This window comes from Geodermatophilus amargosae (assembly GCF_900116515.1).
Taxonomy (GTDB): Bacteria; Actinomycetota; Actinomycetes; order Mycobacteriales; family Geodermatophilaceae; genus Geodermatophilus; species Geodermatophilus amargosae.
Genome location: NZ_FPBA01000004.1, coordinates 158,067 through 173,478, shown reverse-complemented (window position 1 = coordinate 173,478; position 15,412 = coordinate 158,067). Strand labels below are relative to the sequence as shown.

16 protein-coding genes and 1 pseudogene are annotated in these 15,412 nt (G+C 75.2%); 13 read left to right on the top strand and 4 right to left on the bottom strand.

The genetic code is table 11. The features are described 5' to 3' along the window. Window positions 1-39: 39 nt before the first annotated feature. Both BM414_RS08030 and BM414_RS31610 read left to right on the top strand, forming a co-directional pair. Window positions 40-1,230 carry an MFS transporter gene (locus tag BM414_RS08030; protein WP_175551490.1) on the top strand — a complete coding sequence of 397 codons (1,191 nt, stop codon included), beginning with the start codon at window positions 40-42 and terminating at the stop codon, window positions 1,228-1,230. A 114-nt stretch (window positions 1,231-1,344) separates the two neighbouring features. Continuing rightward, a pseudogene (locus BM414_RS31610) lies at window positions 1,345-1,554 on the top strand (aromatic-ring hydroxylase C-terminal domain-containing protein); the annotation flags it as partial. Between the two features lie 41 nt (window positions 1,555-1,595). Here the strand turns inward: BM414_RS31610 and BM414_RS08020 are convergent. Together BM414_RS08020 and BM414_RS08015 are read right to left on the bottom strand one after the other, a co-directional pair. Next, complete coding sequence (locus BM414_RS08020; protein WP_093578909.1) at window positions 1,596-2,828, bottom strand: FAD-dependent oxidoreductase; 1,233 nt, start codon at window positions 2,826-2,828, stop codon at window positions 1,596-1,598. A 42-nt stretch (window positions 2,829-2,870) separates the two neighbouring features. Further along, window positions 2,871-3,164, bottom strand: coding sequence for a putative quinol monooxygenase (locus BM414_RS08015; RefSeq protein WP_093578908.1), 294 nt, complete (start codon window positions 3,162-3,164; stop codon window positions 2,871-2,873). A 128-nt stretch (window positions 3,165-3,292) separates the two neighbouring features. Here BM414_RS08015 and BM414_RS08010 point away from each other — a divergent pair, with 128 nt between their 5' ends. Further along, window positions 3,293-3,949 (top strand): TetR/AcrR family transcriptional regulator, encoded by a 657-nt coding sequence (locus tag BM414_RS08010; protein WP_245784567.1) that lies wholly within the window; start codon window positions 3,293-3,295, stop codon window positions 3,947-3,949. Window positions 3,950-3,953: 4 nt separating this feature from the next. Here BM414_RS08010 and BM414_RS08005 read toward each other — a convergent pair whose 3' ends face one another. Further along, a complete protein-coding gene (locus BM414_RS08005) occupies window positions 3,954-4,526 on the bottom strand; it encodes a GNAT family N-acetyltransferase (RefSeq protein WP_139245743.1) in 573 nt (190 codons plus the stop codon). A gap of 102 nt (window positions 4,527-4,628) precedes the next feature. Between BM414_RS08005 and BM414_RS08000 the strand changes: the two genes are divergently transcribed. The 7 genes from BM414_RS08000 to BM414_RS07970 all read left to right on the top strand — a co-directional run bounded on the left by BM414_RS08000 (window position 4,629) and on the right by BM414_RS07970 (window position 11,222). Next, the gene (locus BM414_RS08000; RefSeq protein WP_093578906.1) at window positions 4,629-4,880 is read left to right on the top strand and encodes a hypothetical protein; all 252 of its coding nucleotides are present in this window, start codon (window positions 4,629-4,631) and stop codon (window positions 4,878-4,880) included. 60 nt (window positions 4,881-4,940) lie between these two features. Continuing rightward, the gene (locus tag BM414_RS07995; protein ID WP_093578905.1) at window positions 4,941-5,909 is read left to right on the top strand and encodes an NADPH:quinone oxidoreductase family protein; all 969 of its coding nucleotides are present in this window, start codon (window positions 4,941-4,943) and stop codon (window positions 5,907-5,909) included. Between the two features lie 278 nt (window positions 5,910-6,187). After that, window positions 6,188-6,979, top strand: coding sequence for an ABC transporter ATP-binding protein (locus tag BM414_RS07990; protein ID WP_093578904.1), 792 nt, complete (start codon window positions 6,188-6,190; stop codon window positions 6,977-6,979). Next, entirely contained in the window at window positions 6,967-7,860 is an 894-nt protein-coding gene (locus BM414_RS07985; protein ID WP_245784566.1) for an ABC transporter ATP-binding protein, read from the top strand. Before BM414_RS07990 ends, BM414_RS07985 begins: the two co-directional genes overlap by 13 nt. Then, window positions 7,857-8,747 (top strand): branched-chain amino acid ABC transporter permease, encoded by an 891-nt coding sequence (locus BM414_RS07980; RefSeq protein ID WP_093578903.1) that lies wholly within the window; start codon window positions 7,857-7,859, stop codon window positions 8,745-8,747. The genes BM414_RS07985 and BM414_RS07980 overlap by 4 nt, the downstream gene beginning before the upstream one ends. After that, the gene (locus tag BM414_RS07975; protein WP_093578902.1) at window positions 8,740-9,981 is read left to right on the top strand and encodes a branched-chain amino acid ABC transporter permease; all 1,242 of its coding nucleotides are present in this window, start codon (window positions 8,740-8,742) and stop codon (window positions 9,979-9,981) included. Before BM414_RS07980 ends, BM414_RS07975 begins: the two co-directional genes overlap by 8 nt. Window positions 9,982-10,010: 29 nt before the next feature. After that, window positions 10,011-11,222 (top strand): ABC transporter substrate-binding protein, encoded by a 1,212-nt coding sequence (locus tag BM414_RS07970; RefSeq protein WP_245784565.1) that lies wholly within the window; start codon window positions 10,011-10,013, stop codon window positions 11,220-11,222. A gap of 58 nt (window positions 11,223-11,280) precedes the next feature. On the opposite strand, the gene BM414_RS07965 is transcribed toward BM414_RS07970, so the two are convergent. Then, window positions 11,281-12,951: a CocE/NonD family hydrolase gene (locus tag BM414_RS07965; RefSeq protein WP_217644611.1), complete on the bottom strand. Its 1,671-nt coding sequence runs from the start codon at window positions 12,949-12,951 to the stop codon at window positions 11,281-11,283. Window positions 12,952-13,089: 138 nt separating this feature from the next. Between BM414_RS07965 and BM414_RS07960 the strand changes: the two genes are divergently transcribed. From BM414_RS07960 to BM414_RS07950, 3 genes are all read left to right on the top strand, one after another. Continuing rightward, window positions 13,090-13,551, top strand: a complete 462-nt coding sequence (locus tag BM414_RS07960; RefSeq protein ID WP_093578900.1) for a RidA family protein — start codon at window positions 13,090-13,092, stop codon at window positions 13,549-13,551. Window positions 13,552-13,624: 73 nt separating this feature from the next. Then, complete coding sequence (locus tag BM414_RS07955) at window positions 13,625-14,470, top strand: MEDS domain-containing protein (RefSeq protein ID WP_093579054.1); 846 nt, start codon at window positions 13,625-13,627, stop codon at window positions 14,468-14,470. A gap of 5 nt (window positions 14,471-14,475) precedes the next feature. After that, on the top strand, window positions 14,476-15,408 hold the full coding sequence (locus BM414_RS07950) for an MEDS domain-containing protein (RefSeq protein WP_245784590.1): 933 nt from the start codon (window positions 14,476-14,478) through the stop codon (window positions 15,406-15,408). The last annotated feature ends 4 nt before the right edge of the window (window positions 15,409-15,412 follow it).

Below are 15,412 nucleotides of genomic sequence, written 5' to 3'. Positions count from 1 at the left end.
GGCACGGCGTCGTCCCGAGACGGGTGCGGAGGGAGCGTCGTGCAGGTGCGGCCACGCGGGCTCGTCCTGCTCGTGGCGCTCGCCTCCGCCGTCGCCCAGGCCTTCGGCCGCTTCTCCTACGCGCTGCTGCTGCCGGCGATCAACCGTGACCTGCTGGACTCCTACGCCGTCGCGGGGCTGGTCGCCACGGCCAACGTCACCGCGTACCTGCTCGGCACCGTGGCCGTCAGCGCGCTGTCCCGCCGGGCCCGTCCGGCCGCGCTGATCCAGGCGGGCCTGGCCTGCAGCGCGGTGGGCCTCGCGCTCCTCACCCGTGCCGGTGGCGCCGGGGGGCTGGCCGTCGGGCTCACCCTGACCGGCGTCGGCGGCGCGTTCATCTGGGTGCCGGCTCCCGGGCTCGCCGGCTCCGTCGTCCGCCCGTCGCGCCGTGGCGCCGCGATCGGCGTCGCGGGCTCGGGCATCGGCGGGGGGATCGTCTTCGCCAGTGCGCTGACCTGGGGTCTGCAGGCGCAGGGCGGCGATGCCTCCTGGCGCACGGTCTACCTGGTGGAGACGGCGATCGCCGTGGTCGCCCTCGTGCTGTGCCTGCTCCTGCTCCGGCCGGCGCCGCACCGCGACGACGGCGTCCCCGTGCGCGCCGGCGCCCTGCGCCGGGTCCCCGGCTGGATCGGTCTCACCGGCGGCTACGCCGCCTACGGCCTGGCCTACTCCGTCTACACCAGCTACCTGGTGACCGCGCTCGAGGACGACGCCGGCTTCTCGGCCGGCCACGCCTCGGCGGTCTACACGCTGGTCGGGATCGGCCTGGTCGCCGGCGGGATCGTGCTCGGACCCCTGTCGGACCGGTGGGGCCGCGGTCGCACGCTCGTCGCCGGGTACCTGGCCATGGCCGGCGCCATCCTGCTCGTGCCACTGGGTGTGGAACCGCTGGCCTCGGCGTCGGCCCTGGGGTTCGGCCTGATGATGTCCGGCCTGCCGGCGGTGATCGCGGCCCACCTCTCGGACTTCCTCACCCCGCGGGAGTTCGCCGGGGCCTTCGGTCGCTGCACCCTCGCCTTCGGTCTGGCGCAGCTGGCCGGGCCTCCGCTCGGCGGCTTCCTGGCCGAGACGACGGGCGGCTTCGTCGTCCCCTTCCTGCTCGCCGGGCTCGTGGCGGCGGTGGGCGCCGGCCTCAGCCTCGACGTCCTCCGCGCCGCGACCCCGCGCCGGCCGGACGGCGTCCGCCCCTGACCGGCGCGGGGTCCGCTACGACCTCGGCGAGGGGCACGACCTGCTCGGCCGGCGGCCGCGGGACGTGCGGCCCGGGCGGGGGCGGCTCCACGAGCTGATGCACCGCGGACGCATGATGCACGCGGGCTGCGCCTCGACACGACCGGCCGGCTGTCGGTCGCGGGCTGGGCGGACCGGGTCGATTCCCTCGTCGACGTCAGCGAGGAGCTCGACGTGCCCGCCGTGCTGCTGCGGCCCGACGGCCACGTGGCCTGGGCCGACGACCAGCAGGGCCTGCTCCACGCGCTGCCCCGGTGGTTCGACGCCGCCGTCGGCCCGGCCTGACTCGCCGATCCGGCCGCCGCCGGCCGCGGGCGGTCCCGCGGTCAGTCCGTCATCAGGGCGAGCTGCTTCGCGATCTCGCGCGGGTTGGTGTCGCCGGCGACCCTCTGCAGCAACGGCGTGTGGTCGAGGACCAGGTCGCGCAGCGGCCGCAGCGGTGCCGGCGCGTGGTGGAAGACCTTGCCGAGCAGGTAGGCGTGCTGCACCTGACGGGCGGTGTGCGGCTTGCGCGGGTCCTCGTAGGACTGCAGCGCCCGCGAGACGGCGGCGGCGTCGCTGAGGTCGACGCCGGTGAGCGCCCGGCCCAGGAAGTAGCCGTCCTCGATGGACATGCCCGCCCCGTAGGCGGCGTAGGGCGAGGTCGGGTGGGCGGCGTCGCCGACCAGGGTCGTGCGCCCCCTCGACCACTGCCTCAGCGCGGGGCGGTCGCGCAGCACCCAGCGCTGCACGTCTGCCGGGTCGGTGGCCGCGACCAGGCCCGGCAGGGGAGCGGGGAACCCGGCGGCCAGCCCGGCGGCGGCGGCCTTCGGGTCGGCCGGAGCGGGGGCGTCGGGGTCGGTGGCGGTGAGCACCCACCACTGGTGGCCGTCGCGGCCCCTGTTGCGGATCGACGTCCAGGAGCCCTGCACGGTGCGGCTGTGGGTGAGGACGCACTTGTCGGGCTCGGTGCCGTCGACGTCGGCGAAGGTGAAGCCGCCGACGATGTGCAGCCGGTGCTCGCGCTTGGGGGCGTCGCCCCACAGCGTGCGGCGGACGAGGGAGTCGATGCCGTCGGCGCCGACGAGGACGTCGTGCTCGGAGGTGCTGCCGTCGGCGAAGGTCAGGGTGACCGCGCGGTCGTCCTGCTCGATGCGCTCGACCTGCGAGCCGAAGCGGATGGTGCCGGGCGGGATGGCGGCGAGCATCCGCTCGTAGAGCTCCGGCCGGAGCAGGCCGATGAAGCCGCCGCCGTACTCGCGCTTGACGTCGTCGTCGAGCCTGACGCGGACGCGCACCTTCCCCGCGAGGTTGCGGAACTCCGAGTCGGTGGGGGCGCCGAGGTCGTCGGTGTCCACGCCGAGCGAGCGCAGCGCCTTCAGCGGCGGCGGCCAGAGGTTGAGGATGTTGCCGGCCGGGCGGGCCTCCCGGTAGCGCTCGTGGACGACGACGTCGTGGCCGGCCTTCAGCGCGCCGAGGGCGGCGGCCATGCCGGCCGGGCCGGCACCGAGGACGGCGACACGGCCGGGGACGCGGCCGGGGACGCGGCCGGGGACGCGGCCGCGCGGGGGAGTGGTCATCGCAGGTCTCCTCATCGGGATCAGTGCAGGAGGTCGGCCGGCTCAGGCCGGGTCGGGGACGTCGTGGATCGACATGACGGGCTCGCCGGTGACCAGTCCGCTGACCGCGGCGAGGAACTCCCGCGTGCGGTCGTGCGCCATGTGGGCGTCGAGCGCTCCCTGGTCGCGCCAGACCTCGACGCTGACGACCACGTCCGGCTCGTCGAGATCGGTGGCGAAGACGTAGGAGATGCAGCCGTCGTCCGAGCGGGTCGCCGCGGTCACCGCGCGGGCGGCGTCGACGAGTCGGGTCCGGTGTCCGGGTGCCGCCGCGGCGCGGCCGAGGGCGACCAGCACTGCTCCTCCTGGGGATGCGACGAACCGTAGCGCTCACTACGGTTCAGTGCGGAGAGCGTGTGGCAGGGGTCACCGCCGTGTCAAGGGCCGCGTCCGTCGGAGGTCCGGGCGAACGGGAGGATGACGCTGTGGGCTCAGCCGCAGAGGTCTCGCTGGAGGTCCGGCCGCCGCTGCAGCGGCGCAGCCGGGAGGCGTGGAACCGCGTGCTCGACGCCGGGGTGGCGCTCCTCGAGGACGGCGGCTCCGAGGCCTTCACCATCGCCGCGGTCTGCGAGCGGGCACAGGTGGCGCCGCGGGCCCTCTACGCGCGGGTCGACACCAAGGAGGCGCTCTTCCTCGCCGTGTACGAGCACGGCATCGCCCGGCTGCTCGCCGACCAGGAGGCGTTCGCCGACGCGGGCCGCTGGGCCGGGCTCGCGCCGGCCGACCTGGTCCGGGCCGCCGTGGCGCAGGTGACCGGGATCTTCCTGCGGCACGAGCGGTTCCTGCGGGCGGTCGTCCTCGTCTCGGCCGCGCACCCCGAGGTGCGCCGGCGCGGCTCGGGCTACGGGCGGCTGCTGGGGGACCAGTTCGCCTCGGTCGTGCTCCGGGTGTCGGACGCGGTGCGGCACGACGACCCCGAGGCCGCCGTCCGCTCGTGCTTCGGGACGGTGTTCGCCACCTCGGTCATCCGGGTCGCCTACGGCCCGGGCTTCGCCACACCGGCGCCGGTCGGGGACGACGCGTTCGTCGCCGACCTGGGTGAGACGGCGGTCCGCTACCTGCTGGCCGGCCCCGGCGACTGACCCGTCAGGGGACGGGCGGCAGGTCGGTCACCTCGACGGTGAGCTCGCCCCCGCCCTCGTGGCGCGCCGTCATCCGGCCCACCCGGCCGAGCATCCGCAGCGAGGCGCGGTTCTCCGCGGCCACGGTGGTGCGCAGCCGGACGACGCCGGAGGGCCGGCGGGCGAGCAGGGCGTCCATGAGCGCGCGGCCCACCCCGCGGCCCTGCCACGCGTCCGTGACGGTCACCGCGACGTCGGCCACCTCGGGCTCGTCGGGGTAGCGCACCAGCCGGGCGACGCCGACCTGACGGGCGTCGTCGCCGTCGGGGAACGCGGTGAGGACGACGGCGACGTGGTCGACACCGTCCACCGCGTCGACCAGGATCCGCAGCATCCCGTCGGACAGCTCCGGCAGGTCGGTGAGGAAGCGGAACCGCCGCGACGCGGGCGACAGCTCGGCGTAGGCCTGCCGCAGCGCCTCGCCGTCGGTGTGCAGCAGCGGCCAGATCATCGCCGGCGTCCCGTCGCCGAGCGCGACCTCCGTCAGCGGCCCGGCCGTGGCGGGGACGCGCTCGGCGGTCGTGGTGGTGGTGGTCACGAAGCTGTAACGCGCGCACGGTGCCGATCCCTCCGGGATGTGCGCGAACACACGGTGCGTCCTCTCGTTGCCGCGAGGCCCCGCAGCGCGGAGCCTGGGTGGATGAGCCGCAGCGGGACGTCGGTCGGCACGGTCGTGCGCTGGGACGAGCAGGCGCACGGCGCCCTCCTCGAGGTGTCCGGGCTGCCCGGCGACTGCTGGGCCGACGCCTCCGTCGTGGACACCGCCGACGGCACGCTGCGCGCCGGGCAGGTGGTCTCCGTCCAGTGGACCGAGGAGCCCGAGCACGGCCGCCCGTTCCGGGCGGTGCGCGTGCAGCGGCGGGAGGACCTGCAGGCGACGCCGGGCGCCTGAGCCCGCCGGTCCCCGCACTGCGAGACTCGCGGCACCGTCTCCCAGCCTCCAGGAGGACCCGTGCGCGCCGCCCAGATCGCCACCCTCGACGGCCCCTCGGCCATCTCCGTCGTCGACGTCCCCGAGCCCGACGGCGCCGGCAAGGTGGTCGTCGACGTGCACGTCGCCGGCGTGACCTTCCCCGAGGTGCTCCTCAGCCGCGGCGAGTACCAGCTCAAGCCGCAGCCGCCGTTCGTGCCCGGCAGCGAGGTGGCCGGCGTCGTCCGCAGCGCCCCGGAGGGCAGCGGTCTCACCGCCGGCCGGCGGGTGGCGGCCTTCCCCGGGTTCGGCGGCTTCGCCGAGGTGGCGGTGGCCGACCCCGGCTTCGTGTTCCCGCTGCCCGACGCGGTGTCCTTCGAGCAGGGCGCGGCGCTGCCGATGAACTACCTGACCATGCACTTCGCGCTGCGCCGGCGCGGCCGGCTGCGCGAGGGCGAGACGGTGCTCGTGCACGGCGCGGCCGGCGGCCTGGGGACGGCGGGCGTCCAGCTGGCGAAGGCCTACGGCGCGCGCGTGTTCGCCGTCGTGTCGAGCGAGGCCAAGGGCGAGGCGGCGCGCGCCGCCGGCGCCGACGAGGTCGTCCTCGCCGACGGGTTCCGCGAGCGGGTCAAGGAGCTCACCGGCGGCCGCGGGGTCGACGTCGTCGCCGACCCGGTCGGTGGCGACCGGTTCACCGACTCCCTCCGCAGCCTGGGCCGCGAGGGCCGGCTGCTGGTGCTCGGCTTCACCGGCGGCGAGATCCCCACCGTGCGGGTCAACCGGCTGCTGCTCAACAACGTCTCGGTCGTGGGCGTCGGCTGGGGCGCCTTCTGGTCGGGTGAGCCCACCTTCATGCAGGAGCAGTGGACCGACCTCCTGCCGCTGCTGGAGCAGGGCCGCCTGCAGCCGGTGCTCGGCACGGTGCACCCCCTGGCCGACGCCGCGGCCGCGGTCACCGAGCTCGACGAGCGCCGGGCCACCGGGAAGGTGCTGCTGCGCGTCCGCGACTGACCGGCGCCAGGGGCTGTCGCCCCACCCCGCCGGCCGGCGGGGTGGGGGATCACCCGTGCGGGGGTGTGCCGGCGCTCCGGGGCGGCCGCCGCCTAGCAGGTCTCCGCCGAGTCCGCCAGGTGTCCGCTCCCCACAGCTCCCGGCCGGCCCTGTGGCGAGACCGCGCAGGGCCGTATCACCGCGAGGTCACAGCTGGCCCGACCTGCGCGTCTTTCCTTGACGGCGCGCTTATCGTTCCGCCGCATGTGGTCCATCTCACCGCCAGTGGTGGCGGCGCCGTGCTGAGCGTCGACTCGCTGCAGGTCACCTACGGCGGCGCCGTCGAGGCCGTGCGCGGCGTCTCCATGGAGGTGCCCGACGGCGCCGTGGTGGCGGTCCTGGGCAGCAACGGGGCGGGCAAGAGCACGCTGCTGCGCACCATCTCGGGCACCCTGCGGCTGCACCGCGGCCGGGTCGACGCCGGGACGGTGCGCTTCGGCGACCTGGACCTGACCCGCCGGGACGCCGGGCAGATCGTCCGCGCCGGCGTCGTCCAGGTGCCGGAGGGGCGCCGGATCTTCGGCCGGCTCACCGTCGAGGAGAACCTGCGCGCCGGCGGCATGGGCAACCGCGACCGCGCCGCCAAGGCCGAGGCGATCACCCGCGTGCACGACCTGTTCCCGGTCCTGCGGGAGCGCAGCGGCCAGCGCGCGGGGCTGCTGTCCGGCGGCGAGCAGCAGATGCTCGCCATCGGCCGCGCCCTGATGGCCAGCCCCCGGCTGCTGCTGCTCGACGAGCCGTCCCTCGGCCTCGCGCCGCGGGTCATCGGCCAGATCGGCGAGGTGATCGCCGAGATCAACCGGCAGGGCACCTCGGTGCTGCTGGTCGAGCAGAACGCCACCATGGCCCTCGGGGTGGCCACCCACGCCTACGTGCTCGACGTCGGCCGGGTGTCCCTGTCCGGCGACGCCCGCGAGCTCGCGCAGTCCGACGAGGTGCAGCGGCTCTACCTCGGCCACACCGGGGCCACCCCGGAGCAGCAGCGCACCGAGCGGGCACCCCGGCGCACCCTGTCGCGGTGGACGGCGTGACCGCCGCCCCGACGTCCGCCCCGACCACCCGGGACGACGTCCCGCCGGTCGAGGTGGAGTCCGTGAGCGTCGCCTTCGGCGCCATCAAGGCCCTCAACGACGTCTCCTTCACCGTCGCCTCCGGCTCGATCCACGCCGTCATCGGCCCCAACGGCGCCGGCAAGTCGACGCTGTTCAACGTCCTCTCCGGCGTCTACCAGGCCACCGAGGGCGAGGTCCGCTTCGGCGACGCGCGGCTGAGCGCCATGCGGCCGTTCCAGATCGCCGGCGTCGGTGTGGCCCGCGCCTTCCAGAACATCGCGCTCTCGGGCACGCAGACCGTCGCCGAGAATCTGATGCTCGGCCGCCACCACCTGACCAAGGCCGGGTTCCTCTCCTCCGGGCTGCGGCTGCCGCGGGCCACCCGCGAGGGGAAGGTGCACGGCGAGCGGATCCGGGAGATCGCCGAGTTCCTCGACCTCGGGGACAAGCTGCACACCCCCGTGGGCGTGCTGTCCTACGGCGACCAGAAGCGGGTCGAGGTGGCCCGGGCGCTGTGCATCGAGCCGCGGCTGCTGTTGCTCGACGAGCCGGTGGCCGGGATGAACGCCCAGGAGACCGCCCGCATGGCCGACGCCATCCGGGAGATCCGCTCGGCGCTCGGCATCACGGTCATCCTCGTCGAGCACGACATGGGGATGGTCATGTCGCTCGCGGACCGGGTGACCGTCCTCGACTTCGGCCGCCGGATCGCCGACGGCACCCCGGCGCAGGTGCAGTCCGACCCCGAGGTCATCCGCGCCTACCTGGGCTCGGGGACCGACGACAACCCCGCCGACGCCGTGGCCGCTGCCTCGAGTGTCACGGCCCATCCCACCGACACCCCGGGGAGCCGGTCGTGACCCAGTTCCTGTCCCTGCTCCTCAACGGGATCTCGCTGGGCGCGATCTACGCGCTCATCGCCCTGGGCTTCGTGATCATCTTCAAGGCCAGCGAGGTCGTCAGCTTCACCCACGGCTCGCTGCTGCTGCTGGGCGCCTACGCGATCGCCCGGCTGGCCGACCCCCTGGGCTTCCTGCCCGCCGTGCTGGTCGGTGTCCTCATGACCGCGCTGGCGGCCTTCCTCGTCGAGCGGCTGATCATCAACCGGCTGCGCGGGGCGCCCGTCATCAGCCTGGCGATCGTCACCATCGGCGTCGACATCATCCTGCTGACCGAGCTGATCCGGCAGATCGGCCCGGACATCCTCAACATCCCGCACCCGTGGGGCGGTGACTCCGTCCGCATCGGCGGGGTCGGCATCAGTGAGAACCGGCTGATCGCCATGGGCGTGGCCGGCGTGCTCATCGTCGCCTTCTTCGTCGCCTTCAAGTACTCGAGCTGGGGCGTGGCGATGCGCGCCTCGGCCGAGGACGGCGAGGCCGCGGCGCTCATGGGCATCCGGCAGGGCCGGGTGTCGGCGCTGGCCTGGGTCGTCGCCGGCGTGCTCGCGGCGGTGGCGGCGCTGTTCCTCGTCGGTGCCCCGACCCCGGGCGTGAGCGCTGCGGCCTACACGGTCGCGCTGCGCGCCTTCCCGGCGGCGATCCTCGGCGGCCTGGACTCCACCGGCGGCGCGCTGGTCGGCGGGCTGCTCATCGGCATCACCGAGGCGATGGCGGCCGGCTACCAGGAGCAGCTGTCGTTCCTGGGCCGCGGCTTCGGCGAGGTCGCGCCCTACGTCGTGATGATCGTCGTGCTGCTGGTCCGCCCCTCCGGCCTGTTCGGGACCAAGGAGCTGACACGTGTCTGACACCCTGTCCGCCCCGGCCGGGGCGACCCGCCGGCCACCGACGGCGGCCGGGTCGGCGGCCCGGCGTTCCCCGGCGCGCTTCGTCAAGCCGCTGCTGCTGGTGGCCGCGCTCCTGCTGCTGCTGGTCCTCCCGCTCTACGTGGAGGAGTTCTGGCTGCGCACCGGCTTCGCCGTGGCCGGCGCCATCGTGGGCGCCATCGGGCTGAACCTGCTCGTGGGCACCACCGGTCAGCTGTCGCTGGCGCACGCGTTCTTCCTCGCCGTCGGCGCGGTCAGCTACACCTTCGTCTCCGGCGAGTCCGGCGGCCTGGGCACCCGGGCGGCCCTGCGCGGCCTGGAGCTCCCGCCGATCGTGGGCATGGTCGTCGGCGTCCTGCTCGCCGGCCTGGCCGGGCTGCTGTTCAGCCCCATCGCCGCCCGGCTGCGCGGCATCTACCTCGGCGTCGCCTCGCTCGGACTGGTCTTCATCGGCGTCCACGTCCTCAACACCTGGACGCCGGTGACCGGTGGGTTCAACGGCCGCTCGGTGCCGGAGTTCTCGCTGTTCGGGTTCTCCTTCGGCAACGACGACCCGCAGCTGTTCGTCCTCGGCGTCCCGTTCCGGGAGGCCGAGCGCCTCTGGTACCTCGGCATCGTCCTGGCGCTGGCCGCCTACCTCTTCGCCCGCAACCTGCTGCGCAGCCGGCCCGGCCGGGCGCTGCAGACGCTGCGCGACAGCGAGGTGGCCGCCTCGGTCATGGGCGTCAACGTGCAGGCCTACAAGGCGCGGGTGTTCCTGGTCAGCTCGATGTACGCCGGCCTGTCCGGGGTGATGTACGGACTGTCGATCGGCAGCATCGCGCCGGAGTCCTTCGGCCTGACCGTGTCGATCCTCTACCTGGCGATGATCGTGCTGGGCGGCCTCGGGTCGGTGGCCGGCGCGGCGCTCGGCGCGGCCTTCGTCACCGCGCTGCCGCTGGTGTTCCAGCAGTTCGCCGACGTGCTGCCCCTGGTCAGCGCGCCCGGGGAGGGCGGCATCGCTGCCGGCGTCGCCGCCCGCTACCTCTTCGGCCTGGCGATCATCCTGGTCGTCCTCTTCGAGCCCGGCGGCATCGCCGGGTTCGCCAATCGCTTCCGCCGCCGGGGTGCCAGACCCGGCCGCGGATCGCCGGGCGCCGCCGGTGGTCCCGGCGCCACGGCCCCCACCGCCACCGACCCGTCCGATCCACCAGCGCAAGGGAGCAGCAGCAGATGAGAGCAGGAACGCGTGTACGGGGGGCCACCGTGCTGGCCGCCGCCGCCGTCGTGGCGGTGAGCGGCTGCAGCACCAAGGCGCCGGACAGCGGCGGGGGCGGGGGTGGCGGCGCCGCGGAGGGCGAGGTCACCACCGACGTCGGCGTCGAGGGCACCACGATCCGGCTCGGCGTGCTCACCGACCTCACCGGCGTCTTCGCCGCCCTGGGCACCGACATCACCAACGGCAACACGCTGTACTGGCAGGACAACCAGGTCTGCGACACCTACGACGTCGAGCTGGAGGTCCAGGACACCGGCTACGTGCCGCAGACGGGCGTGCAGCTCTACAGCGGGATGGAGCCCAACGTCCTGGCGATGCAGCAGACGATCGGGTCCCCGATCAACACCGCCCTGGCCGGGGACTATGAGAGCGACTCGATCGTCAACTTCCCGTCGGCCTGGGCCCGCACGCTGACCGAGATCCCCGGCACCGGCGTCCTCGGCGCCACCTACGACGTCGAGATCGCCAACGGCTACCAGTACCTGTTCGACCAGGGCCTGCTGGCCGACGGCGACACCGTCGGGCACATCTACTTCGAGGGCGAGTACGGGGAGAACGGCCTGGCCGGCACCCGCGCCGTCGCGGAGGCCCGGGGCCTCAACGTGGTGGAGGCGCAGATCAAGTCCACCGACCAGGACATGTCGGCGCAGGTCACCCAGTTCGCGTCCGAGGGCGTCGACGCCATCGTCCTGACCGTCGCGCCGGGGCAGACCGCCTCGGTGGCCGCGGTGGCGCAGTCGGCGGGGCTCGACGTGCCGATCCTGGGCAGCAACCCGGTCTTCGCGCCGGGCCTGCTGCAGGGCCCCTCGGCGCAGTGGCTCAAGGACCACCTCTACGTGGCCTCGCCGATCACCGCGTGGGACACCCAGCCCGAGCTGCTCGAGCAGTACGAGGCGGCCTACCCGAACACCACGCCCAGCCTCGGCGTGATCTTCGGGTACGCGATGGGCGACGTCATGAAGCAGGTGCTCGACGCGGCGTGCGAGGGCGGGGACCTGACCCGCGAGGGCGTCCTCGCCGCCTTCGGCGAGCTGTCCGACGTCGACACCGGCGGGCTGATCGTGCCGCTCGCCGGCTTCGAGACCGGGGTGTCGCCGAGCACGCAGAGCTTCGTGCTGCGGCCGGCCGACGTCCCCGGCGGTGCCGAGGTCGTCCAGGACGCCTTCGAGGGCGAGCTGGCCACCGACCTCGCGGGGTAGGGACCCCTCCGGGCACCGTCCGGCGCCCCCTCCTCCGGGAGGGGGCGCCGGACGCGTCTCAGCGCAGGACCGGGAGCTCCAGCCGGGACGGGTGCGCGGCGTCGGCGAAGACCTCGAACCGGCACGGGCGGCCGGTGCTCGCCGACGCGAACGGCTCGCCGGTGCCCAGGTTGCGCGCGAACCGCGGGAACGCCCCGCCGGACACCTGCACGCGCAGCCGGTGCCCGGCCCGGAAGCGGTAGGCGGTGGGGAACAGCTCCACGTGGACGGCAAGCACGCCGTCCTCGCCCACGGCGACGTCGTCGGCCGGGACGGTGCGCGGGTCCAGCCGCCGGATGCCGTCGACGACGTTGCGCGACACGCCCCCGGGGTCGACGTCGCACAACCGGACGAACAGGTCGGCGTGGTCGAGGTCGGTGCGGACGTGCACGCGGGCGCGGACGTGCCCGACGACGTCGACGTCGCGGGGGAGCACGGGGCCGGTGAAGACGAGGACGTCGTCGCGGGCCTCGACCGCGGTGTTGTCGCCCTGCTTCCCGGGGCGTTCCAGCAGCGGGCCGCCGACGGTGGGGGTGGGGTCGGCGGGGTCGTAGGTGAACCGGCGGGGTGCCGCGTCGCCGGTCTCCGCCTGCTCGGTGAGGCCGCCGCCGGGCCGCAGGTGGTGCGACACGGGGGAGACCCCCGGCGGCGGCCACGTCTCCGACTCCAGCCACGTGCCGGCCTGCTGGAGGAACAGCCGCACGGGCGCGCCCGTCGGCGCCGGGCCGCCGTGCAGGTGGTGGCGCAGCCAGCGCACGTCGCTGCGGACGATCTCCCTGAGCTCGCCGGGTTCGCCGTGCAGCCACGGGCCGACGGTGATCCGGGCGGGGACCCCGGCGGCGCGCAGGCGCGCGTGGTCGGAGAGCTGGGCGGCGGCGAACAGGTCCCACCAGCCGGTGACCATGTTCGCCGGCGGGAAGCGCGTCAGGTCGGCGTCGTCGTGGTCGGTGGAGTCCCAGAACGGGTCGCCGGGACCGGCGTGGCCGGTGAAGTCGCGCCAGAACGGCACCGGCGCACCGGCGGCGACGGTGTCGGCCGCCTGCAGCGGCAGCGTCCGCAGCGCCCGGTCGACCCGCGCCCGCAGGCCCGGCGGCTGCAGCGGGGCCGGGAGCCCGCCGGCCTCCTGGCGGCCGATGGCCACCGACCAGCGCAGCGCGTTCTCCAGCCCCGGCGTGCCGTGGTCGTAGAAGGCGGTGGTGATCCGCGCGCCGGTGATGTGCGGCGAGACCGCGACCAGCGGCGGGTCGGCGTAGGGGGCCACGGCCCACTGCGTGTGGCCGAAGTAGCTGCCGCCGGTCATCGCCACCCGGCCGTCGCACCAGGGCTGCGCGCGCACCCAGGCGAGGGTGGCCAGGCCGTCCTCGTGCTCGGTGGTGAACGGCCGGAAGTGCCCGCCGGAGCCGAAGGTGCCGCGCGTGGACTGGACGAACACCTGGAACCCGCGCCGGGCGTACGGGGCGGCGAAGGCGTGCGCCAACAGTCCGGCCCGGCCGTAGGGGAGGCGGATGAGCACCACCGGCTGCGGGCCGCCGGCGCCGGCCGGCCGGTAGTGGTCGCCGAGCAGCGTCACGCCGTCGGGCATCGGGACGGCGACGTCCCGCTCGACGGTGTAGGGCACCGGCCGCAGCACCGCCCGCAGCGGCAGCCCCAGCGCCGCGTCCGCGAGCAGCCCGCCCAGCCTGGTCAGCACCGGCACGTCCTCGTCCTCCCGACTCCGCTGCGGCGCTCCCCGCCTGCGGTCGGAGGTCATCGTGGTGCCGCGGCCGGCCGGCCGCCAGGCGTGCGCGAGGGGTTCCCGCCGGCACCGGCGGAGGTCCACCATCGGCGGATGGACCTCGACGCGCGACTGAGGGAACTGGGCATCGAGCTGCCGGAGCCGAGGAGCCCGGCCGGGAACTACATGGCGGCCCGGCAGGTGGGGGACCTGCTGTACCTCTCCGGCGCGGGGCCGGTGCGGCCCGACGGGAGCCTGGTCACCGGCAAGGTCGGGGACGGCGGCGTGGACCTGAAGACGGCCCGGGAGGCGGCGCGGCTGACCGGGCTGCAGCTGCTCGGCACGGTCCGCGCCGAGCTCGGCGACCTCGACCGGGTGCGCGCGGTGGTGAAGCTGTTCGGGATGGTCAACTGCGCTCCCGGCTTCAACCGCACGCCCGCCGTCATCGACGGGTGCTCGGACCTGTTCGTCGAGGTCCTCGGCGAGCGCGGCCGCGGGGCCCGCTCGGCGGTGGGCATGGCCGAGCTGCCCTTCGACATCGCCGTGGAGATCGAGGCGGTCGTCCAGGTCGCCTGACGCCCGTGACGGACCCCAGGATCCTGCCGTTCGGCTCCTGACGCGGGGTCCTCCGGCGAGTAGCTTCGCTGTGGTGACCGTCCCCCAGGACCTGGACGCGGTCACCGGCCTCCGGCCGGGTGACCACCTCTGGCGGTCCTTCGCCGGCGACACGGACCTCGCCGCGGCGATCGTGCCCTTCCTCGACGAGGGGCGCCGCCGCGACGAGCAGCTGCTCCTGGTCGGGTGCTCGCGGCCGGCCCTGCTCGCTGCCGTGTCAGGGCTGCCGCACCGGGACGCGCTGCTCGCCGTCGGCCGGCTCGTGCTGCAGACGACGGGCGACGCCTGCTCACCCGACGGCGGACCCGTCGCCACGGACCTCGTGCAGCGTCACCGCGGCGCGACGCAGGCGGCGCTCGACGCCGGGCGCACCGGCCTGCGGGTGGCCGTGGACGTCACCGGGCTGCTGCGGCGCGGGCGGTCCGGCCGCCGCCTGCTGCACGCCTGCGGGCAGTTCGCCGACGAGACCGTGGGCGCCGTCCCCGTGACCGTGCTGTGCCTCTACGACGCGTCGGTGGGCCCGGAGGCCCTCGGCCCGGTCGCCGTCCTCCACCCGGTGCAGCACCCCGGGGACCGGCCGCCGCTGGCCCGCCTGTCCGGGCGGGGACCGGTGTGGTCGCTGCACGGGGAGGTGGACCTCACCGAGGCCGTGTACGTGGCGACCGCCCTCGTCGACGTCGCCGGCGACGCTCCCGGCGAGGTCGTCGTCGACCTGTCCGGCCTCGCCTTCCTCGACGTCGCGGGCGCGCGTGCCCTCCACAGCGCCGCCGGGGAGCTGGCCGGCCGGGGGATCGCCCTGCGGCTGGCGGGTGCGCACCGGAGCGTGCGCCGCTGTCTCGACCTGTTCGACCTCGATCTGTCCGGGTCGGAGCAGCGGTGACCCGGATGCGCCCGACCGGCGACTGGGACGGGACCCGGCTCGCGCACGAGGGGTTCGTGTTCTCCGCCGACGTGCAGCTCGTCGAGCGGGTCGTGCCCTTCGTCCTCGAGGGGTTCCGCCGGGAGGAGCCGGTGCTCGTCGTCGCCGGCGAACGCGTCCGGCGCCTGCTGGCCGAGCACCTCGGGACCGACCTCGGGCGGCTGGCGGTCTTCGCCGCAGCGGAGACCTGGTGGCGCGGTGGCCACGGCACGCTGCAGGCCTACGACCGCGACCTGCGCACCCTCCGTGCCACCACCCCCACCTGGCGGCTGGCCGCCGAACCGACCTGGCTCGCCCGTGAGGACGGTCGGGTGTGGAGCCGGTTCGAGGCGGTCGCGAACCGCTGCTACGACGCGATGCCCTACTACAGCCTGTGCCTGCACGACGCCCGCCGGCTCCCGGCCGAGGTCCTCCCGGCCGTGGACCGGTCCCACCCGCTCACCTGGGGCGGTGCCGCACCGGCGCCCGGACCGGCCTACGAGGACCCGGCCGGCTTCCTGCGCGCGGTCCAGCCCGCGTGGACCGCCCGTCCGGCGCACGCGGTCGTCGGCACCGTGACCGCACCCGTGCAGGGGCGCCGCGCCATCAGCGCCGCGGTGCCCTCCGACCGGCGGGCCCGGCTCGGCGACGTCGTCCTGGCCACCCACGAACTGCTGGCCAACGCACTGCGCGTCGCGGCGTTCGCCGAGCTCGCGACCTGGACCGACGGGGACACGTTCGTCGTCGAGGTCTCCGACGGCGGTCCCGGCCTGCCGGACGAGACGCTCGGCTACGTGCCGCCCGATCCGGAACGCGGTCCCCGGGGGATGTGGCTGGCCTGGAGCCTGGCCGACGACGCCGCCGTCCGCAGCGGCCCGGCCGGCACCGCCGTCCGGCTGCACTTCGGTCCCCAGCCGTGAGTCC

Bases quoted from the DNA above. Each gene is read 5' to 3' on its own strand.
- BM414_RS08020 (WP_093578909.1), bottom strand. From the start codon at position 2,828: ATGACCACTCCCCCGCGCGGCCGCGTCCCCGGCCGCGTCCCCGGCCGC.
- BM414_RS08000 (WP_093578906.1), top strand. From the start codon at position 4,629: ATGAGCCGCAGCGGGACGTCGGTCGGCACGGTCGTGCGCTGGGACGAG.
- BM414_RS07960 (WP_093578900.1), top strand. From the start codon at position 13,090: ATGGACCTCGACGCGCGACTGAGGGAACTGGGCATCGAGCTGCCGGAG.
- BM414_RS07950 (WP_245784590.1), top strand. From the start codon at position 14,476: ATGCGCCCGACCGGCGACTGGGACGGGACCCGGCTCGCGCACGAGGGG.